Source organism: Variovorax ureilyticus (assembly GCF_037889935.1).
Classification (GTDB): domain Bacteria; phylum Pseudomonadota; class Gammaproteobacteria; order Burkholderiales; family Burkholderiaceae_C; genus Variovorax; species Variovorax ureilyticus.
Window position 1 is genome coordinate 189,887 of the sequence record NZ_JBBKZU010000012.1, and the last position, 18,781, is coordinate 208,667.

Genomic DNA, 18,781 nt, shown 5'->3' on the forward strand with positions numbered 1-18,781 from the left:
CGTTGATAGAGAAGCTGCTGAGGGTGATGCCGTACTTGCGGTCGTAGTAGTAGGAGGCCTTCAGCCGCGTCGAATTCAGGGTATCGCTGGGATTCGCGGTCAATCCCTGGATGAAGCTGGAGGTGTAGTTCTGCCGCTAGCGCCTCTGCTGGTGATCGTGATCGCCGTGACTGGTGCAGTCTTCGGTGAGCAAGCGGTGCGCGGGGAAATCGTGGGCCAACTGCAGGGCCTGATGGGGCGCGACGGCGCGATTGCCGTCCAAGGCATGATCCGCAGCGCGAGCGAACCGTCAAAAGGGTTGTTGGCCGGCGCGATCAGCATCGGCGTGCTGATCGTGGGTGCCACGACCGTCTTTGCCGAACTGCAAAGTGCCTTGGACCGCATCTGGCACGTTCCCGAAAAGGCCAAGCCAACCGGTGTCTGGGCGTTGCTGCGCGCGCGGGTCCTGTCGTTTGGGCTCATTCTCGGGCTTGCCTTTCTGCTGATTGTGTCGCTCTTGGTCAGCACTGCCGTGGCCGCGTTCGGCCAATGGGCTGGAAGCCTCTTGCCAGGCTGGGAATTGCTGCTACAGGGTATCAACGTCCTGTTCTCGGTTGCTACGAGCGCCGTCCTGTTCGCGATGATCTTCAAGTTCATGCCGACGGTCACGATCGCATGGCGAGATGTCTGGGTCGGCGCAGGCGTGACCGCGCTGCTCTTCGAGGTGGGCAAGTCCGGCATAGGACTCTATCTGGGCAAGAGTGGCGTGGGCGGAAGCTTTGCGGCCGCCGGCTCTCTGGTGGTGCTGTTGGCATGGGTGTACTACGCTGCCCAGATCTTTCTGCTCGGGGCCGAGTTCACCAAGGTTTATTCGGAGGCCCAAGGGTCGGATGCCGGCATCAGGGCGGTGGTTGCCACGCGGTCGCTGAAAGAGGCGGTCAACGCGGGCGGCGCTCCAAGGCCGTCCGCGCTGCCCGCCGAGACTGATGGAAGCGTGCTCGCCAGAGCCGTCGACGCGCAACGTGAAATCGATCAGCGCACGCAGCAGGCGGTGTTCTCGCATGACCAAGCAGGTGCTCGTATTGGGAATCGCAACGATCGTCAGTTCATTGCTGGACCAGGTCAAAAAACGCCAGCGTGCACGACGCCATGCTATGCGCAAACTTTGATGTACCTCTGTGGGCCTGGTCGGTGCCGTCCAAAGGGGATGGTTGACCGCCCGGGAGTACTTGCGTCGACCGCCACCGAGCAACGCGCCGCATCGGCGTGGGATTGCCTTATTTGGGCGAGCGCGTTGGAAGCGTTTCCGGCGACCTGACCCGAGCCGCGGTCAAGAGTGCTCCGCCTTTCCTATCCGACCGTTCCCTTCAGCCACCAATCCCAGTTCTTGCGCTCGATTGCGATGACGCAGCGCTTGAGCGCCCAGTTCTCGGAAGTGCGGCGGCCGAGCAGTGACGTTCAATTTCCCAGACGTCGGGGGATTGGCGGTTGCACATCAGGGAATTGCGGCGGCCCCACTGCCGCGCCCGACGTGCCGACCGCGACAAGACCCTTCTTGCGCAAGAATTCGCAAAAACCAACGTTCAGCCCTGCCGGGGTGGCAGCGCCATCGCGTTGCGCGAAAGCAATGTAGAGCGCCCCTCGGCAGTGATGGCTGTCACCTGCGCACTTTCGATCCTGCGCTCGCCGTTTCGAAGAATCACGGGCATCGAGGTCTCTGCCTCAATGAGTCCCGCGCTGCGCATAGCAAGGACCAGGTGGATGTCTTCCGGGGCGAAAACCACGGCGGGCAGCGGTCGTTGCGACAACCGCTCGAGCAATTCGTAGCACGCGCTCGAGCGCGAGATCTGCGGGGACCTTTTCATCGCGTTATGGCGCAGGCGCCGCTTTCATGTTTCCCCGCCAATGCGATCCGGCACTTGTGCTCTCCCTTTGGGCCGAGATCCGCGTGCCTTGATAACACCCATCAGGCGTGGAGCCATCCAACTCGACAACTACGTCCCCTCCGCCGTACTCGGACCGATGCACTGCTGCAGTGAACGACATCGCCGACATCCTGATGCGAGCCAGATTTTCAGGCAACAAAAATTTACGCCATCCGCCAAGCGCGCGCTGTCAGCGGTCATCCATAGTTTCGACGGGCTTGAGTCAGTCTACGGCAGCCCCTGCAGAGGGCATGGCGCGCAGGCGCGCATCGCCCCATAGGTCGGCAGCCAGCTCGTCGAGCTGATTAGGGTCCACGGTGCGCCGATCGCCCAACAGATTGGGTGCGGAGGTCTCGGTGGACGGTCTCCGCGCTGAACCCACCATGCGCGTCCTGGACCTTTTGCCACATCGAGATCGGAGCGAGAGCATTCCCTGATCTCGTGCGCAAGGCGGGCAAAGAACGCGTCCCGCGCGTCAAGTTCGTGTTTTGCCGTTTTAAGGCGATCTGCAGAGTGTCGATCTGGGCGAGCTTGGTTGTTCGTTCGCTGATCACCTTGGCGTAGGCCCTCATGGCGCGGGGACGGGTGCCGCCAGGGCCCTCCTCACCGCGACAAGCGAGCCTCCCAGGTGCATTCACCCATCAACGGCCCAATCGGCCACTCCGCGAAAGAGACCCGCACGTTCCAGCATATGCTTCATCTGCGCAGCCGCGTGGGTGGTCAAATGGTGACGTGTGAAGCCCGGCCGCGGAGAAATGTAGGCTGCCATTTCGCGAGCAAGCACGCGTTGGGCGTCGGAGGAATCGGCGAGGAGCGAGATGACCAGATTCTCGAGCGCGATGACGCGAACCTGCAGCTGAACCAACTCAGCATTCGTCAACGCCGGAACCGGAGACTCCGCATCTTCGCCCAGTGGGCTCTGTTGCGGTCCACACGCGTCCGAGCCTCCCTCGTTTTCCCATCTAGCAAGCGCCTGTTCGAGCAAGGTTTCGAGGCCAAGTGGTTTCGTAGCTGAAGTGGACATTGGCTTCCAAGCAGAAATTGCGAACAGTTAGACGCCTGCAAAGCGTGGACCGCCGAAGCTGCCAAGTCTAGCTGTACGGGTGACAAATAGGGTGAGCAATCCTTCATCGGTGTGACCCGCTCGACAAGGAGCGCCCCGGCGCTCAAGGGTCGGTCGATGAGCTACTCCATTCGAAATAGTGGCATGACTCGACACAAGGGCTCCTGTGTTCGGCAACGCACATACGGCGGGCACAACGGCGCGCATACTGTGCCAAAGAGTGTCCTCATGACCCTGGTCTTCCCGAAAAACAAGGTGAAGCAACCTTTCACCTTGAATCCAGAAGGACGATGGGTGAAACCGATACGGCACCACTGAAAGGGCTCAGTCGATGATGGCGAAAGTCGCGGCAGCTGCGCCTCCCTTGTCCGACATCCGGACTACCGAGCGACTATCACCGTGGTGGCGCGGCGCGAGCCTCTTCACGATGGCACTCGGCTTTGCCGTCCTGGTGCTTCTCACGTTCAAGGTCTACCACGAGGCGCCTCCGATTCCTGAGAGAGTCGTCACGGTGGACGGAACGCTCGTCTACACCGGGGTGGATGTCCAACAGGGCCAGCAAGTCTTCCTGAGGTATGCCCTGATGGAAAATGGCTCCATCTGGGGCCATGGCGCGCTTCTGGGGCCGGATTTCTCGGCCGAGTTCCTTCACAGTTTGGCGCTGCACCAGGCAGAGAGCCTTGCGCGGCAGAATCAAGGTGTAAAGCTGGAGTCCCTGACAGCCATGCAGCGCGCATTGGTCGAGGCAGAAGTGAGAACCCGACTCAAGGAGAACCGTTACGACCAGCAGAGCGCAGTCCTGGTGGTCGACCGGTCGTACCGAGAGTGGTTCGAGGGTCGTACCCGCGGCTGGGAGGAATACTTCTCATTGCCCGCGCGAAATGGCGGGCTACGGACCCGGACAATTTCGGACCCTTCCGAGTTGAATCAACTCAGCGCGTTCGTCGCATGGACGGCCTGGGCGGCGGTTGCAAACCGGCCGGGAACCGCGCATTCGTACACCAACAACTTCCCTTTCGACCCTGTCGCGGGCAACACGCCGCCGGCGGATGCGGTGCTGTGGAGCGCACTGAGCCTCATCTTTTTGCTCGGCGGTACCGCTACGGTCCTTCTGGCATTCGGCAAATTCGACTATCTTGGCTGGAAGGCTAGGCCCGGCTACCTGCTTCCGAAAGTACTCGGCGCCTCGGTCACACCCGCCCAACGCGCGACGCTGAAGTATTTCGCGTTGGTGGCTTTCTTGGTCTTGGCTCAAACTTTGGTCGGCGGCGCCGTGGCGCACTACCGCGCGGACCCGGGCAGCTTCTATGGCTTCGACCTGGCAGCGTGGCTACCCAGCAATCTGCTACGCACCTGGCACCTGCAACTGGCCATATTCTGGATTGCCACCGCATATGTCGCAGGCGCTCTTTTCTTGGCAGCCTCATTGGGGGGGGGCGACCCCCCTGGCCAACGTAGGAGCATCGATGTTCTGTTCTGGGCCTTGGCGACCGTGGTGATTGGTAGCCTCCTCGGTGAGTGGGCAGGAATGCGGCAACTTCTGCCGCAGCTGTGGTTCTGGTTCGGTCATCAGGGGTGGGAGTACCTCGAACTTGGCCGGGCGTGGCAGATGATGCTGGCAGTCGCGCTCCTGTTCTGGTTCGCGCTTCTTCTCCGGGCGGTGCTACCCGCACTGCACGACCCTGAGCGGCGAGAGATTGCGGCCCTATTCTTATGTGCCGCCATCGCGATTCCCGTCTTTTACCTGCCAGCAATGTTCTTCGACGGGAGAACGCATTTTTCAGTCGTCGACGTCTGGCGCTTCTGGATTATTCACCTCTGGGTCGAGGGCTTCTTCGAATTCTTCGTGACGGTGATGGTTGCGATTATCTTTTTTCAGTTTGGCGTTGTGAGTCGAATCACAGCCACGCGCGTCATCTACCTAGATGCCATCCTCTATTTCGCCGGGGGATTCATCGGAACTGGGCATCACTGGTACTGGACCGGTCAGACAACCTTCAACATGGCGGCAAGCGCCCTCTTCTCGGCGCTGGAGGTCGTGCCGCTCACCCTCATCACTCTGGATGCCTGGGACTTTGTCAGACTGTCGCGCCCCAGTTCTGACCCTGACCGTGAGCGAATCGAGGTGCCACACAAGTGGACCTTTTACTTCCTGATGGCTGTCGGGTTCTGGAACTTTGTCGGTGCGGGCGTCTTTGGCTTCCTCATCAACCTGCCCATCGTGAGCTACTTCGAGACCGGCACGCTCCTCACGATCAACCACGCCCATGCCACGATGATGGGCGTCTTCGGCATGTTGGGCATCGCCCTCATCGTCTTCGCCATCCGGCAGACCGTTGACGAGCCTCTTTGGAAGGTGCTTGAACGGTACGTCAGGGTGGGCTTCTGGGGCATGAACGGCGGCTTGGTGTTGATGATAGTGCTAAGCTTGTTTCCGGCCGGCATCTTGCAACTCGCGGACGTGCTCGCAAATGGCTATTGGCACGCTCGCAGTCAAGCGTATACGGCTGGGACGATTCCCATATTTCTGGAATGGAGCCGCCTGCCTGGGGACCTCGTCTTCATATTGCTTGGCGTCGTCCCTGTCACCTTTGCGGCCGCTCGGGCTTACCTGGCAAGCAGAGCCCCACCTACCGGTGCAGCGATGACCTTGCCCGCGATTCAACCTCACGCATAGGCGCACCCGCCATGGCTCGCTCGTCTCGTCCGGCCTTTCTGAACCCGTTCCAAATCCAGATGCCGGTGGGCGCCATCACCTCTATCGGGCACCGAGTGTCCGGTGTCATTCTCGCTGCGGGCGTCCCGCTCGGCATCTATCTCTTGGCCCAGTCGCTGCGAGATGAGCAAGGCTTCGAGCGCGTCCTGGCGCTGCTGGGCTATTGGCCTGTTAAGGGCGGCGCGATTCTAGTGACTTGGGCGATCGCCCATCACATCTTCGCAGGCATTCGACATTTGTTGTCGGACTTCAACGTGGGTTCACCGCTACGGCTGGCGCGTCGAAGCGCTTATCTCGCAAACATCGGTGGCATCGCCGTCGCCGTAGCAATGACGGTTCTCCTATGGTGAATCGGGGATTCACGGGGTTGCCAGCGTGGGTAGTGCAACGTGTAAGCGCCATCTACATGCTGCTATTCATACTCTTCTCGCTCGCAGCTTTGGCCTTTCAGCCGAGGCGCACCTACCAGGACTGGCGGGCGTGTGTCGCCGACCCGCTAGTCGGAATTGCGTTCGCCGTCTTTTTCGTCGCGCTGTTCTCGCACATGTGGGTCGGCCTACGCGACGTGCTGCTGGACTATGCGAAACCGGCCGGACTACGCAACACCTTGATTGCAGTCTTGGCGTTGTGCCTGCTGAGCTTGGCGGCGTGGGTCTTCCAGATCATTCTAGGCGCCGGAACATAGTCGCTTCCCTATCAGGAACCAAAGGTGACGATCAATGAAACTCTCTGTTTCCCGGTACAACCCGGAAGTGGACAGCAAGCCGTACATGCAGGACTACGAGATTGAGCCCGCGCCTGAGGACCACATGTTGCTCGATGTCATCCTGCGGCTGAAGAAGGCGGACAACACTCTGACATTGAGGAAATCCTGTCGCGAAGGCGTTTGCGGGTCCGACGCGATGAACATCAACGGCAGGAACGGGTTGGCCTGCATCACGCGGGTCCATGGACTGAAGGAGCCGGTCGTCCTGCGCCCGTTGCCCGGCCTCCCCATCATCCGGGATTTGGTCGTCGACATGACCAACTTCTTCAGGCAGTACCACTCAATCAGTCCTTTCCTAGTGAACGACGATGCGCCACCGGAGAAGGAGCGCCTCCAGTCGCCCGCAGAAAGGGACTCGTTGAACGGCTCCTACGAGTGCATTCTGTGCGGCTGTTGCAGCAGCCAGTGCCCGTCGTACTGGTGGAACCCGGACAAGTTCGTCGGGCCTGCAGGACTGCTTCAGGCGTATCGGTTCATCATGGACAGCCGAGACCACGCCACGACCGCGCGGCTGGAGAACCTGAAGGGTCCATATCGTCTGTTTCGATGCAGAACTATCATGAACTGCGCAGAGGTATGTCCGAAGGGCCTGGAGCCTTCGCATGCCATCGAGAAAATCAGATTGAAAATGCTGAATGTCACCGGCCATGGAGGTGGACTGGAAGTTCACGAGCCAGGCTCCGGTCTCGACAAAAACTCCTAGGTGCTCGTTTCACGGATAGGCTGGAGCGGGTCTTTACGGCAGAGCGTGAGCGAGTTCGACGCATGCGCTGGCGCGCAGGGCCGAGCACACCACCGTGAGCGACAACCTTAGGCATGCTTCCGTTTCGATGACCTCGATGGCCCACTCGTGAGGCGGTGGCGCGCCGATGTTGATGTAACCGTCATCGATAGTCAACGTCTCGGTGTTCTTCGTCGATTACGCCATGTCAGCGTCAATGCTTGATCGCGGCCAGGCAGCCGCTGGCCTTCATGGAATCGAACGCCTTGGGATCCCAGGTCTCTACGCAGATCCATTCGGCCAGGTTCTCGTGTCCCGGGTCATATGGATCGGCCGGAGACTGGACGAAGTCGGCGTAGCCCGGTCAGGCGCCGCTGTCCCCAGGCGGCGTCGTGCAGGCGCCGCCGACGCGGAACGGCGACGTCTACGCGTGCAACCCATACGCTGGCTGCGGTGGCTCGAGCTGGTACACCGGGTCACCCAGCTGGATGTACCGGTTGCTCGTCGAGTCGCTGCTCGAACTCGAGCGGCGCGGGAACCAACTTCGCGTGCGACCCCTCCTACCGATTGCGTGGCCCGGATTCGAGATGCGCTATCGGTGTGGCGCTTCGAGTTACGAAATCCCGTGTCGAGCGGTAGGTGTCGACTAGGCCGCCCGATGCTGTGTCGACAGCGTCAACTGTCCCCCCGACGGATGGGTCGGCTTGGTCCACAACGGCAGGACTCGGAAGGTCGATCTCGAAGTCGCGGCCCGCGACCCGCGCCGGCCCGACCCGTCGATTGATAAGGAGAACAGCAATGCAACTCTCGATGATCGGCCTGGGACGCATGGGCTCCAGCATGGTGCGGCGCCTCATGGCCAAGGGCCACGAGTGCGTCGTCCACGACACACAGGCGGCGCTGGTGCTGGCGCTACAGAAGGAAGGCGCGTCCGGCTCGGCGTCCCTCGCCGACATGGTCGCGAAGATGGCGCGGCCGCGCGCGATCTGGCTGATGGTGCCGGCGGCCATCGTCGACCAGGCGCTGGAACAGCTGATGCCGCATCTCGATCCGGGCGACATCGTCATCGACGGCGGCAATTCGTACTACCGCGACGATATCCGCCGCGCCAAGACGCTGAGCGCGCGAGGCCATCACTACGTCGACGTCGGCACCAGCGGAGGCGTCGCCGGCGTCGATCGCAGCTACTGCCTGATGATCGGCGGCGAGGCCGAAGTCGTCGCGCGGCTGACGCCGATCTTCGCGGCGCTCGCGCCGGGCTTAGAGGCGGCGCCGCGCACGCCCGGCCGCGACGGCGCCCCGGCCAGCGCGGAGCAGGGCTTCCTGCACTGCGGCCCGCATGGCGCTGGCCACTTCGTCAAGATGGTCCACAACGGCATCGAATATGGACTCATGGCGGCGTACGCCGAAGGCCTCAATGTCCTGAAGAACGCCAACGTCGGCCAGCGCGCTCGCGTCCTCGACGCCGAGACGACCCCACTGCGCCATCCCGAGTTCTACCAATACGAGATGAACCTGCCGGAGATCACCGAGGTCTGGCGGCGCGGCAGCGTCATCGGTTCATGGCTGCTCGACCTGACCGCGAGCGCTTTGCAAAAGAACGCGCAGCTCGCTGCCTACAGCGGCCGCGTCTCCGATTCGGGCGAAAGCCGCTGGACGATCGAGGCGGCGATCGACGAAGCCGTGCCAACGCACGTACTGAGCGCCGCGCTCTACGAGCGCTTCACCTCACGCGGGGAAGCCGACTTCGCCAACCAGATTCTCTCGGCGATGCGTCACGAGTTCGGTGGCCACGTCGAGAAGAAGACAGGAGGCGCACAGTGAGCGCGCCGCGGGCACCGGGGTACCGCGGCTATCGCCAGGAAAAGGACGTCGCCGCCGATTCGGAGGTCGAGACCTTTTGCGCCCTGCGCCTGTTCGTCGACTCGTGGCGCTGGGCCGGCGTGCCCGTGGCATCTGCGCGCCGGCAAGTACCTGCCGCCGACGGCAGCCGAAGTGATCGTTGGCCTGAAGGCGCCGCCGCAGCGCGTGTTCGACGATTCGCCGACTGACGCGAACGGTGCCAACTACACCCGCTTCGAGCTGCAGCCGGGCTCGGCCGTCGCGCCCGGTAGCTGGGGTCTGGCGGTCGCCGACGCCCTCATCGCCGGTGGCGGCGGTTGGCACAACCCGGCACCGGACCGCCCACACGCCTGAACGAATCGAGGATCTTCCCATGACAGACACGTTAGATCGCCAATGCATCGACACACTCCGCTTCCTGTCGGTGGACATGGTGCAGCACGTGAAGAAAACGAAGGAAGCGCTTGGCTGGTCGATCGAGCCGCCATTCCTCGTTCCCGAGGCGGCGCTCGCCCATTTTCGCGAAGCGCTGGGGCGCGGCAAGACCGCGGAAGACGATTGGAATGAGCGCATCGGAGCCTATGCGCAAGGCTTTCCGGAACTCGCGCACGAGTTGCAGGGGCAGCTTCGCGAGGAGCTGCCAGACGGATGGGACGCCGACGTTCCGGTCTTCGCCGCCGATGCCAAGGGCATGGCGACACGCGTCGCCGGCGGCAAGGTGATGAACGCAATCGCGCCAAGGCTGCCGGCGCTGTCGGGTGGATCGGCCGATCTCGATCCGTCGACGCACACTGCGCTCAAGGGCGAGGGCGACTTCAACTCGCCGCTGACCCCGGGCGAGGACGACGAGGGCTCCGACGGCGGCGGCTGGAGCCATGGCGGGCGCAACATCCACTTCGGCGTCCGCGAGCACGCGATGGGGGCGATCGCCAACGGCCTGGCGGCACACGACGGTTTCATCGGCTACGGCTCGACCTTCCTGATCTTCTCCGACTACATGCGACCGCCGGTCCGCCTGGCGGCGTTGATGGGTATACACGTCGTCCACGTGTTCACGCACGACAGCCTCGCCCTCGGCGAGGACGGGCCGACGCACCAACCCGTCGAGCAACTCGCCAACCTGCGCGCCATTCCACGCCTCACACTGATCCGCCCGGCCGATGCCAACGAAACGGCGGTCGCCTGGAGGGTGGCACTCGAAACGCGCGACCGGCCGGTGCTTCTGGCGCTGACGCGGCAGGACGTCCCCACTCTCGACCGCAGCCGGTACGCGAGCGCCGAAGGCGTGCGCCGGGGCGCCTACGTGCTCGCTGACGCCGAGAAGACGCCGCCCTCGCTGATCCTGATGGCAAGCGGCTCGGAGGTCGGCCTCATCGTCGCCGCCGCCGAGCGCCTTGGCGCCGAAGGCGTCGCCGTGCGCTGCGTCTCTATGCCGAGTTGGGAACTCTTCGAGGCGCAGCCGAAAAGCTATCGCGATGAGGTGCTGCCGCCGCAGGTCACGGCCCGCCTGGCGATCGAGCTCGGGGTCAGACAAGGTTGGGACCGCTACGTGGGCAATCGCGGCGACATGCTCGGCATCGACCGCTTCGGTGCATCGGCGCCCGCGCAGGTACTGCTCGAGAGATACGGCTTCACGGTCGAGAACGTGGTCGCGCGCGCACGCGCCCTGCTGCCACGACTGGGAGACCCGCATGACGCATGAGTTCAAGGTCGGCGACCATGTGCGCTGGAATTCTGAGGCGGGGCACGTGACAGGCCGCATCATCAAGGTGCACACCAGCGACACCGATTACAAAGGCCACACCCATCGCTGCAGCCCGGCCGAGCCCCAGTACGAGATCAAGAGCGACAAGACCGAGCACATCGCGCTGCACAAAGGCGCGGTGCTGCACGCTATAGACTGATTCAATCCTCACCTCGGCCTCGGCGCGCTTGCGCGCCGAAATATTGATGACCGTGGCACGCGTGTGAATAGAAGCCCCGCGGCTATCCCGCACGGGCACAACCCGAAGAACCTGGCGACTCAGACTCTTGTCGCGGGACATCCTGCCGTCTACGATGCCCGCGTGCAACCGCCGGTCGGACAACCTCAAGATGCTGGCTCGCGATGCCGGCTGCCATCACGCGCCGTTCACATGCCCCGCGTACCTGGCCGAGCTGATCATGAGGAAGGGATCCATCCGGATTCACCACTTCGCGCACAAGGCGCCGACGTCGTGCCGGCTGGGGTTCCGCGAGATGCAAGCCCACTTCCAGGTGAAGCTCGCCATCTTCGACGGGCCGCGCAATCAGGCCAGCGTCACGCACCTCGAACTGGAGAAGCGCTTGCCTGGCGCGGTGCCTGATATCTACGCGGTCATCTTAGGCGTCCCTGTCGCGATCGAGGTTCAGCGCAGCGTCCTCGGCGTAGAGGGCATCGCGGCCCGTACCCTCAACTACCGCCGCCTTGGCATCGCGGTCATTTGGGGGGCTCTATCGAACGGGGATCTCGACTTCGAGCGCTACAGCCCCTCGGCCTGGGAGCGTTGGTGCCATGCGGCGAACTTCGGCGCGTCTACTACTGGTCATGGCCAGGTGCCGAGCCCGGTCCACTTCGCCTCTTCGCGCTGCATGTGGCGCATCAGACTTGGCGCAAGCATGGAGAGGAACACAGCGCCGGCGGCTACGAGAAGCGATCCAAGCTTTGGATGAGGCCGCAACCTGGCGTGCCGAGTTCAAGCAAGTGGCGCGCGCCGGCCCGCACCGGATTCAACCCGAAGGCCGGCACGAAGATCAAGATCGCCGCACCGAAGGTGCCGAAGTTCGTGGCAGCAGTCAAGAAAAGCGAGCCGGTCCAGATCACCGGTTTCGGAACGGTCCCGCGGATGGTCCAAAGCGTCCAGCTCGCTGGTCGGGGATCGTGGCCGCACTGCTGGTATGCGGAAACCTCATGGTTCCCACTGTTCTTTTGGCTCTGATTCGTCATCCTGCAGCGGCTGCGGCCGACGGTTCTGCTCTTCGGTCTGTCGCTTCAGGCGCTCAATTCGATAGGGCTTGACGGCTTGCTCGGGAGTGAATCGATCGATCGAAAATTTCATGAACGTCCTTCAAGGGATCTGAGACAGTCCTCGGGGGAAGCCTCTACGCTTGAACCAGCCAGAGAATGCGAAAGACCAAAGCTCCTGCACCAGCAGTACGACTGCGAACAGCACCGGAGCTGCGGTGCGGGCGGCGATCGGCTTGACGTAGTCCAGGATCACATCACGCAAGCCGACCTATGCATGCGTCAGCAGGTCGGCGAAAAAAACAACGCGGCGACGCCGAGGCCGGAATTGCTCACCCAGGCTCTCCATGCCTCGTACGTAGCCGTCGGATCGACCAGAAAGTGCGCCAGCACGAAGCGGATGAATGCCAACATGGACACCGCGCTTAGGCACTGGATCAACCATGGCGTGGGGCCGCCGCCGAGGGGATTTCTCACAGCACGACTCCAGCGGCCATGAGCGCCGGGCTCACACCGCCTAAGTCAGTCAGCCAAGCGCTTCGGCGCGCATCAGCCAGGTCGGAACCGATGCCGATGCCCATCAGCAGATGCCGCACGCCTGCCAAGAGGCGATTAAACAGCGCGCAGACGAACGCAACAAACCGTTGCTCGCAATTCGCGTCAGGCGTTCGTACGACTGCGCGCTGTCGAGCGAATGATGCATGGCAAAAGGGGATGCCGGTCGCCAGAATCACGCCCGTGACGCGATACGCGATCGAGGTAGAGCGCCCACCGGCATCCGAATCTTGGTCAGTCTGAAGAACACGGGTCGAGCCGGAGCGCGCCGCCTCATGGGGTCACTCCATCCTGCTTCAACAATACGACGCGCTGCCTCAACGCTGGCAGCAGGTCCTGCTCAAACCAGGGGTTCCGCTGAAACCAGGGCGTGTTGCGGGCAGATGGATGCGGCAGTGGAAAACAATTCGGCGCGAACTCCCGCCAGGCCTTGACCGTCTCTGTGAGCGATTCCTTGCGTCGACGTCCCAAGAAATGACGCTGTGCGTGCAGGCCAATCAACAGTGTGAGCTCGACATGAGGCAGCTGGGCGAGTAACGCATCTAGCCACAGGTCCGCGCATTCGCGCCGAGGCGGTAGATCACCGCCTTGCCCGCGCCCGGGGTAGCAGAATCCCATCGGAATGATCGCTACCAGGCACGCATCGTAGAAGCGCTTCTCGCAGAGGCCTGTCCAGTTTCGCAGCCGCTCTCCGCTGGGGTCGTCCCATGGGATTCCCGACTTGTGCACGCGAACACCGGGAGCTTGGCCCACCACGAGGATGCGTGCGGCGTAGCCGGCCTGCAGCACCGGACGCGGGCCCAGCGGGAGATGGGCCTCGCACGCACGACAGCCGCGTGCGGCAGCCAACACACTGTCGAGGTCCTGTCTAGGCGTGATCGCCTCGAGCCGACACGGGCGCGCCGCCGCATTCATGGACTCGCCCGATCCGGAGTTGGCCCCACTGCAGGATACGTGACGCGCAGGCCCTCGACATGGGCGAACGAGGTGAGCGCATGCGGCTTGCGCCCGTGGAGTCCAATGATGTCCTCCACGCGTACGCCTCGCACCAGGAGCGCGTCGGCGATCAGCGAACGGTGACACCGCCAGGGGACAGCCTCTGCACACATCAGCGCACACTGCCGGGAGCGCGCAAGCGCCACGACCGCGTCGACGTTCGAAGCGAACTCTGTGGACTGCATGTAGTCCGCGTAACCCCTGAACGACGCGTTGTGCCAACCGGTGTTTGGCGAATCGGCACGTGCGTGGCGCAGCCCACCCAAACCCGCCATGTGCGAATACTCGATGCGCGCAGCAGCGAGCGACCCGGGGAGCGTCTCGAGATTAAACTGAGGGTTGTGGCGCGAGCGCGGGATGGTTCTCACATCGATCACCTCGGCCACCTCATTCGACCACAACAGACCGATGAAGTCCTCGATGGCCCGGCTCGAGTGGCCGATGGTGAAGACCACCCCCTCGGGCTTTGACGATGTGCTTACCGTTCGCATAAAGCTAGGCGCCATGAAGCAGCAACGTGACCAGCACAGACGAGTCCTCAATGGCCAAGAGCGACTGCGTCACGCCCCCCGCCAGACACCTTAGGTCTCCTGCCCGCAGGATGTCTCGCGTGGTGCCGATGGAGAACTCGACGCTATCTTCGAGGCATCGAACCGTGGACTCGCCCACCACCTTGTGCTCGGGAATCTCCTTGCCGGCGAACAGGACCATGCGAAACACCTCGAGGTGCTGCGTCTTGTACAGCGTACCGCTTTGCGTTGCCCGTATCGTGTTGCCGAGTGGTCGGATGTCGATCATTTCGCCCGAGAGGGCATGGTGGATGGCCATTGCTCAACGCTCCTGATTTTCAAAATACTGTCACGGTACGCCATGGCGTCTGTGCGTTGCCGCACACGGCCTTGAGGCATTCGCTCGAGTATGGGATTACGGTGCTTCGTTCCGCGCGATCCGCGCAGGGATGCCACGACGGCGCGGTCAGCCAGAGCCAGGAATGTCCCAGGAAACTGCTTGGCCCCTTTTTCCCCGCCGCGTCCTCGGTTTGCGCCGGGTCGGTCCCGATGTCCGGCGTTCCAGGGAAGCCGGCTTTCTTGTTGTTGGCATCTCGTCCCATTCGGCCGGCCAGTGGGCGGGTCCTGCCCGATGGCGCGGCTCTGCTCAATGTTCCGACTCGAGGCAGCGAGAAGACGGCGATCCAGGCGCTGGACCGCAAGGACCGCATGCTGCCGTTGGCGCCGGGCCGCGCCGAGAGCCACGGGTTTCGTCCACGCAGAACACGGCGGCGTGCGTAGGCGGGTTCAGGTACAGGCCGATCACGATGAGTACAAGCGCAACGGCACCCTCAGCCTGTTCGCTGCCCTGAACACCGCCACCGGCGAGGTCCTGGGCATGACCGCCCCGCGCCACACCAGCGAGCAGTTCGTCAGCTTCCTCGGCGACGTGGTCGGCACTCAGCCGCAGGGCCGCGAGATCCACGTCATCTGCGACAACGTCAGCAGCCACAAGACCGAACTGGTCGAAGCCTTCCTGGCTGAACACAAGAACGTGCGGATTCACTACACGCCCACCTACTCGTCCTGGCTCAACCAAGTCGAGAACTGGTTCTCGCGCATCCAGCGTGACGTCATCAGCCGCGGCATCTTCACCTCGCTCAAGGACCTGGACAAGAAGCTCATGCGATACATCCGTCAGCACAACAAGGACCCCAAGCCGCTGAAGTGGAAGTACGACAATCCCCAACGCCGACACCACCAATTCTTCTGATTCAGTGGACTAGGCGAACTTTTGACCGGCGAAGGCCGACGCATCCGTCCGCGGCCTTGGTCTCGAAGTCGGGATCGTTGGAGACAAGGTGACGCTCCAGCCGATGCGGCTGCAGTCCGTGCTTGCGCCAGATGCGCTGCACGGCAGAGAACGACACGTCGCCCAGCTCGGCCGCGAGCTTGCGGCTGCTCCAGTGCGTGGAGCCATCTTTCGGCTTGTGCTTGAGCGTCTTGTTGAGCACCCCCGCTTCCAGCTTGGCCACCGGCCGTACAGGCGCGCGGCCCGGGTGCAGCGACACCACCCCGGCGGAGACCTTGAAGTTCAAACGCCGTCGACCCACATCAGCACGCAACGCGCGCGCCGCTCCATCGCCGCACTGTCACTGCGCTTGCGAATCACCGCTTCCAATTCGCCGCGCTCGTCGGCCGTCAACTTCTTCCGAGATGGAGCATACACAGCCGATTTCAATGATTCATTGGACTAGTGCACCGGAACCAAGACGCACGGGGCCTTGTCGATCTCATCGATCAGGAAAACCGGGTTGGCTCCAGCCGCCGTGGCGCGACAGCACAAGAGAATTTGCCTTACACAGAGTCAGGACAGACGGAGCCGCAGAGGTATCGCGACGACGCTCTAAATGGGTTCATCTTCACCCCCTGACGCATGGTTCCAAACTATGGGAGCGGCCCGAGCCTATGACACCCGAAAAGCGATCATCCGTGGCATCCGCGGTCATGTTCCATCTGCTCAATCCCATACCCTTCGGGTTCTTTGTCGGGGCGTTGATATTCGACGTGCTTTATGCCAATAGCGCGGACGTACTGTGGTTCAAATCGGCCGCATGGTTGATTTCCATCGGTCTTCTTTTCGCGGTGATCCCTCGCTTCATCAATCTGTTTCAGGTTTGGTTTCCGCGCGGGACGCAGAGCACCGCCTCCAGCAAGGTGGCCTTCTTCCTCTACCTGCTGGGCGTGGCGGCCGCCATTGCGAATGCCTTCGTTCACAGCCGGGACGCCTACGGTGTCGTGCCGGAGGGCCTGTGGCTTTCCGCATTGACCGTTGCGCTTCTGGTCGTCTGCAACGTGTTCTTGACCCTCCGCCATTCGAACGACGATCACAGGGGACGAGCATGGGCTACATGAAGCGGACAGTCTTTGCAGCGGCCGTGGTCGCAGCACTCAGCGGGTGCGGAGAGCGGGCTGCAGTCGACCCGCAACAGCAGACTGGAGCTCAACCTAGCTTGCCCGCTGCGAAGAACTTTCTTGTCCCACCGATGCAAGTTCCGGACGGCGTGGGATGGCAGGGCGACGCGCATCCTACGGTGGCGAGCGGCCTCACGATTGAAAAGATCGCAAGCGGCCTGCAGCATCCCCGGCAGCTCATGACGCTTCCGAACGGTGATGTGCTCGTCGTCGAATCCAACGGGCCAGGCACCGAGCCGGTGACGACGCCCAAGCAGCTCATTGCAGGCATGGTCAAGAACCGTTCCGGCAAGGGGGCCAAAGGCGGGAACCGGATCACGCTGCTGCGCAAGACAGCGGGCACCGGACCATGGGAGCAGCACGTTTTCCTGGAACACCTGCATTCTCCGTTCGGGGTGCAGTTGATCGGCCAGACCCTGTACGTGGCTGACACCGACAAGATCATGGCATTCGCCTACACCGCGGGGGCGACCCGCATCTCAGATCCAGGCGTCGAGTTGGCCGATCTGCCCGCCACCATCAACCACCACTGGACCAAGTCCCTGCTGGCCAGTCCGGATGGAAAGAAGCTCTACGTCGGCGTCGGCTCGAACAGCAACATCACCGAAAACGGCCTGGAGGTGGAGTACCGGCGCGCATCGATCCTCGAAGTGGATGTCGCGACGGGGGCCAGCCGCGTCTTTGCCTCCGGGCTTCGTAACCCGACCGGGCTCCAATGGGAGCCGCAAACCGGAAAGCTCTGGGCCATCGTCAACGAGCGCGACGAGATCGGCGCGGATTTGGTTCCGGACTACATGACCGCGGTGCAGCAGGGCGGCTTCTACGGCTGGCCCTACAGCTACTTCGGCCAGCACGTCGATCAGCGGGTGCAGCCGCAGCGGCCCGACCTCGTGTCGAAGGCCATCACGCCCGATTTCGCGCTCAGCTCTCACGTGGCTCCCCTGGGACTGCTTTTCTACACTGGCACCGCCCTGCCAGCGATGTACAGAGGTGGGGCGTTTATCGGCGAGCACGGAAGTTGGGACCGGTCTCCACTGAATGGCTATGAGGTGAGCTACGTCAAGTTCGTGGACGGGCATCCGACCGGACAAAAGGTGCCCGTCGTCACCGGGTTCGTGTCTGTAGACGAGAAATCTCTTTTCGGCGCTCCCGTCGGTCTTGCGCAATCCGCAGAAGGTGCCTTGCTGATCGCTGACGATGTTGGAAATGCCGTGTGGTCCGTGACGGCCGGGGACTAATCCCGGCCAAGTCGCTCCGGACGTTCGTGCCGCTGCGGGCGGCGGCCGAGGCGCACTTGCCCCTATCGATGCGTGGGAGGGTCGACGTGTGCCAATCGGCGCTCGATCGGCTGACCCACCGCCGCTCAGGGATCAGCGCAGAGTCCCCAGGTAGCGGACGACAGCGTCCAGATCGGATTCGCTGAGCGCAACAGCCGGCATTTCGGAACCGGGCTTCATCTTCTGGGTTGACCGAAAGGTCACCCCGCGCATATCGGATGAGCCCCTCGCGCTGCAACACCCGTGCGGCGGCGGTGATGCTGACACGGCGCACGCCGCATGTAGGCGAGGAACTCCTGAGTCATTTGAAAGCGATCGGCCCGTGCCCGGTCCTGCGTCATCAGAAGCCAGCGAGCTAGTCGCTGCTCGATTTGATGGTGGCGCAGGCACGCGGCGGAGGTCGCAAGCTGTGCCATGAGGACATACACGTAGCGATTCAGCACACGCCGTAGATCCCGACTGTCCGCCAGCTGAGAGTCCAACTGGTCGACGCCGATGCGCAGCGCAACGCCCGGGCCTTGCACCACCGCAAGCAAAGGCATACTCCCAACGCCAAGGACGGCTTGCACGCCGAGCATTCCTTCGCGGCCCACCATCCCGACCTCCAGACCGGGCCTGCTGTCAACCGTCCTCAACAGGGAGATGAACCCGTCGGTCGGAAAGTACGCATAGCGCGTCGCGTCGCCTGCCTGGCAGATCACATCATTCAGAACGAGTTCGAAACTATCGCTGGCGGAGATCAGTTTCAGACGTGCGACGCGAGGCAGCAGCTTGATGAGCTGATTGTCGAAATTGACCAAACGGAGCTCCGATCGCGATTGCGCTGCCGATTGACGGGAAACCGGAGAGCCGCGCTGATGAAGCCCGGGGTATGCCTCCAAGAGGCCATTGTGCGCTGCACCAAGCTTCGATGAGCTCGGCGTAGAAGACATGTCAGAACACCGAGTACGCATGAAAGATTCTGGCGCATACTGCCAAGGTTGGTGTGCTAGCGC

The 18,781-nt window shown here is 62.7% G+C and carries 20 protein-coding genes and 4 pseudogenes; 15 read left to right on the top strand and 9 right to left on the bottom strand.

What is annotated here, in order from left to right:
- Positions 1-136 precede the first annotated feature (136 nt).
- Positions 137-868 (top strand): annotated as a pseudogene (locus WKW77_RS35050) (YihY/virulence factor BrkB family protein); the annotation flags it as partial.
- Between the two features lie 1,670 nt (positions 869-2,538).
- On the opposite strand, the gene WKW77_RS25040 reads toward WKW77_RS35050, so the two are convergent.
- Positions 2,539-2,928, bottom strand: coding sequence for a hypothetical protein (locus WKW77_RS25040; protein WP_340359599.1), 390 nt, complete (start codon positions 2,926-2,928; stop codon positions 2,539-2,541).
- A gap of 370 nt (positions 2,929-3,298) precedes the next feature.
- Here WKW77_RS25040 and WKW77_RS25045 point away from each other — a divergent pair, with 370 nt between their 5' ends.
- The 11 genes and pseudogenes from WKW77_RS25045 to WKW77_RS25090 all read left to right on the top strand — a co-directional run bounded on the left by WKW77_RS25045 (position 3,299) and on the right by WKW77_RS25090 (position 11,703).
- A complete protein-coding gene (locus tag WKW77_RS25045; protein WP_340359600.1) occupies positions 3,299-5,644 on the top strand; it encodes a nitric-oxide reductase large subunit in 2,346 nt (781 codons plus the stop codon).
- Between the two features lie 11 nt (positions 5,645-5,655).
- Positions 5,656-6,033 (top strand): succinate dehydrogenase, cytochrome b556 subunit, encoded by a 378-nt coding sequence (gene sdhC, locus WKW77_RS25050; protein ID WP_340359601.1) that lies wholly within the window; start codon positions 5,656-5,658, stop codon positions 6,031-6,033.
- A complete protein-coding gene (sdhD, locus tag WKW77_RS25055; protein WP_340359602.1) occupies positions 6,027-6,368 on the top strand; it encodes a succinate dehydrogenase, hydrophobic membrane anchor protein in 342 nt (113 codons plus the stop codon). The genes sdhC and sdhD overlap by 7 nt, the downstream gene beginning before the upstream one ends.
- Before the next feature lie 34 nt (positions 6,369-6,402).
- A complete protein-coding gene (locus WKW77_RS25060) occupies positions 6,403-7,152 on the top strand; it encodes a succinate dehydrogenase iron-sulfur subunit (protein ID WP_340359603.1) in 750 nt (249 codons plus the stop codon).
- 55 nt (positions 7,153-7,207) lie between these two features.
- A pseudogene (locus WKW77_RS35055) lies at positions 7,208-7,303 on the top strand (tyrosine-type recombinase/integrase); the annotation flags it as partial.
- A gap of 665 nt (positions 7,304-7,968) precedes the next feature.
- Entirely contained in the window at positions 7,969-8,994 is a 1,026-nt protein-coding gene (gene gnd / locus WKW77_RS25065) for a phosphogluconate dehydrogenase (NAD(+)-dependent, decarboxylating) (RefSeq protein ID WP_340359604.1), read from the top strand.
- Positions 8,991-9,221, top strand: coding sequence for a hypothetical protein (locus WKW77_RS25070; protein WP_340359605.1), 231 nt, complete (start codon positions 8,991-8,993; stop codon positions 9,219-9,221). Before gnd ends, WKW77_RS25070 begins: the two co-directional genes overlap by 4 nt.
- Positions 9,166-9,366, top strand: a complete 201-nt coding sequence (locus WKW77_RS25075; protein WP_340359644.1) for a hypothetical protein — start codon at positions 9,166-9,168, stop codon at positions 9,364-9,366. Before WKW77_RS25070 ends, WKW77_RS25075 begins: the two co-directional genes overlap by 56 nt.
- A gap of 19 nt (positions 9,367-9,385) precedes the next feature.
- A complete protein-coding gene (locus WKW77_RS25080; protein WP_340359606.1) occupies positions 9,386-10,714 on the top strand; it encodes a transketolase-like TK C-terminal-containing protein in 1,329 nt (442 codons plus the stop codon).
- Positions 10,704-10,916: a hypervirulence associated TUDOR domain-containing protein gene (locus WKW77_RS25085; protein WP_340359607.1), complete on the top strand. Its 213-nt coding sequence runs from the start codon at positions 10,704-10,706 to the stop codon at positions 10,914-10,916. The genes WKW77_RS25080 and WKW77_RS25085 overlap by 11 nt, the downstream gene beginning before the upstream one ends.
- A gap of 127 nt (positions 10,917-11,043) precedes the next feature.
- Positions 11,044-11,703 (top strand): competence protein CoiA, encoded by a 660-nt coding sequence (locus WKW77_RS25090; protein ID WP_340359608.1) that lies wholly within the window; start codon positions 11,044-11,046, stop codon positions 11,701-11,703.
- A 236-nt stretch (positions 11,704-11,939) separates the two neighbouring features.
- Here the strand turns inward: WKW77_RS25090 and WKW77_RS25095 are convergent, their stop codons facing one another.
- From WKW77_RS25095 to WKW77_RS25120, 6 genes are all read right to left on the bottom strand, one after another.
- Positions 11,940-12,089 carry a hypothetical protein gene (locus WKW77_RS25095; protein ID WP_340359609.1) on the bottom strand — a complete coding sequence of 50 codons (150 nt, stop codon included), beginning with the start codon at positions 12,087-12,089 and terminating at the stop codon, positions 11,940-11,942.
- A gap of 188 nt (positions 12,090-12,277) precedes the next feature.
- Positions 12,278-12,409, bottom strand: coding sequence for a hypothetical protein (locus WKW77_RS25100; RefSeq protein ID WP_340359610.1), 132 nt, complete (start codon positions 12,407-12,409; stop codon positions 12,278-12,280).
- 59 nt (positions 12,410-12,468) lie between these two features.
- Positions 12,469-12,750, bottom strand: coding sequence for a succinate dehydrogenase, cytochrome b556 subunit (locus WKW77_RS25105; protein ID WP_340359643.1), 282 nt, complete (start codon positions 12,748-12,750; stop codon positions 12,469-12,471).
- A 73-nt stretch (positions 12,751-12,823) separates the two neighbouring features.
- The gene (locus WKW77_RS25110) at positions 12,824-13,465 is read right to left on the bottom strand and encodes a uracil-DNA glycosylase family protein (RefSeq protein WP_340359611.1); all 642 of its coding nucleotides are present in this window, start codon (positions 13,463-13,465) and stop codon (positions 12,824-12,826) included.
- Entirely contained in the window at positions 13,462-14,001 is a 540-nt protein-coding gene (locus WKW77_RS25115; RefSeq protein WP_340359612.1) for a DUF488 domain-containing protein, read from the bottom strand. The genes WKW77_RS25110 and WKW77_RS25115 overlap by 4 nt, the downstream gene beginning before the upstream one ends.
- A 40-nt stretch (positions 14,002-14,041) precedes the next feature.
- Positions 14,042-14,374 carry a cupin domain-containing protein gene (locus WKW77_RS25120; RefSeq protein ID WP_340359613.1) on the bottom strand — a complete coding sequence of 111 codons (333 nt, stop codon included), beginning with the start codon at positions 14,372-14,374 and terminating at the stop codon, positions 14,042-14,044.
- Between the two features lie 350 nt (positions 14,375-14,724).
- Between WKW77_RS25120 and WKW77_RS25125 the strand changes: the two are divergent.
- Positions 14,725-15,307 (top strand): annotated as a pseudogene (locus WKW77_RS25125) (IS630 family transposase); the annotation flags it as partial.
- A 46-nt stretch (positions 15,308-15,353) separates the two neighbouring features.
- Here the strand turns inward: WKW77_RS25125 and WKW77_RS25130 are convergent.
- Positions 15,354-15,614: pseudogene (locus WKW77_RS25130) on the bottom strand (IS630 family transposase); the annotation flags it as partial.
- 427 nt (positions 15,615-16,041) lie between these two features.
- Here WKW77_RS25130 and WKW77_RS25135 point away from each other — a divergent pair.
- On the top strand, positions 16,042-16,449 hold the full coding sequence (locus WKW77_RS25135; RefSeq protein WP_340359614.1) for a DUF2231 domain-containing protein: 408 nt from the start codon (positions 16,042-16,044) through the stop codon (positions 16,447-16,449).
- Positions 16,437-17,747, top strand: a complete 1,311-nt coding sequence (locus tag WKW77_RS25140; protein WP_340359615.1) for a PQQ-dependent sugar dehydrogenase — start codon at positions 16,437-16,439, stop codon at positions 17,745-17,747. The genes WKW77_RS25135 and WKW77_RS25140 overlap by 13 nt, the downstream gene beginning before the upstream one ends.
- Before the next feature lie 239 nt (positions 17,748-17,986).
- Here the strand turns inward: WKW77_RS25140 and WKW77_RS25145 are convergent, their stop codons facing one another.
- Positions 17,987-18,586, bottom strand: a complete 600-nt coding sequence (locus tag WKW77_RS25145; protein ID WP_340359616.1) for a Crp/Fnr family transcriptional regulator — start codon at positions 18,584-18,586, stop codon at positions 17,987-17,989.
- Positions 18,587-18,781: the final 195 nt, after the last annotated feature.

Bases quoted from the DNA above. Each gene is read 5' to 3' on its own strand.
- WKW77_RS25040 (WP_340359599.1), bottom strand. From the start codon at position 2,928: ATGTCCACTTCAGCTACGAAACCACTTGGCCTCGAAACCTTGCTCGAA.
- WKW77_RS25045 (WP_340359600.1), top strand. From the start codon at position 3,299: ATGATGGCGAAAGTCGCGGCAGCTGCGCCTCCCTTGTCCGACATCCGG.
- sdhC (WP_340359601.1), top strand. From the start codon at position 5,656: ATGGCTCGCTCGTCTCGTCCGGCCTTTCTGAACCCGTTCCAAATCCAG.
- sdhD (WP_340359602.1), top strand. From the start codon at position 6,027: ATGGTGAATCGGGGATTCACGGGGTTGCCAGCGTGGGTAGTGCAACGT.
- WKW77_RS25060 (WP_340359603.1), top strand. From the start codon at position 6,403: ATGAAACTCTCTGTTTCCCGGTACAACCCGGAAGTGGACAGCAAGCCG.
- gnd (WP_340359604.1), top strand. From the start codon at position 7,969: ATGCAACTCTCGATGATCGGCCTGGGACGCATGGGCTCCAGCATGGTG.
- WKW77_RS25080 (WP_340359606.1), top strand. From the start codon at position 9,386: ATGACAGACACGTTAGATCGCCAATGCATCGACACACTCCGCTTCCTG.
- WKW77_RS25085 (WP_340359607.1), top strand. From the start codon at position 10,704: ATGACGCATGAGTTCAAGGTCGGCGACCATGTGCGCTGGAATTCTGAG.
- WKW77_RS25095 (WP_340359609.1), bottom strand. From the start codon at position 12,089: ATGAAATTTTCGATCGATCGATTCACTCCCGAGCAAGCCGTCAAGCCC.
- WKW77_RS25100 (WP_340359610.1), bottom strand. From the start codon at position 12,409: ATGTTGGCATTCATCCGCTTCGTGCTGGCGCACTTTCTGGTCGATCCG.
- WKW77_RS25110 (WP_340359611.1), bottom strand. From the start codon at position 13,465: ATGAATGCGGCGGCGCGCCCGTGTCGGCTCGAGGCGATCACGCCTAGA.
- WKW77_RS25120 (WP_340359613.1), bottom strand. From the start codon at position 14,374: ATGGCCATCCACCATGCCCTCTCGGGCGAAATGATCGACATCCGACCA.
- WKW77_RS25135 (WP_340359614.1), top strand. From the start codon at position 16,042: ATGTTCCATCTGCTCAATCCCATACCCTTCGGGTTCTTTGTCGGGGCG.
- WKW77_RS25140 (WP_340359615.1), top strand. From the start codon at position 16,437: ATGGGCTACATGAAGCGGACAGTCTTTGCAGCGGCCGTGGTCGCAGCA.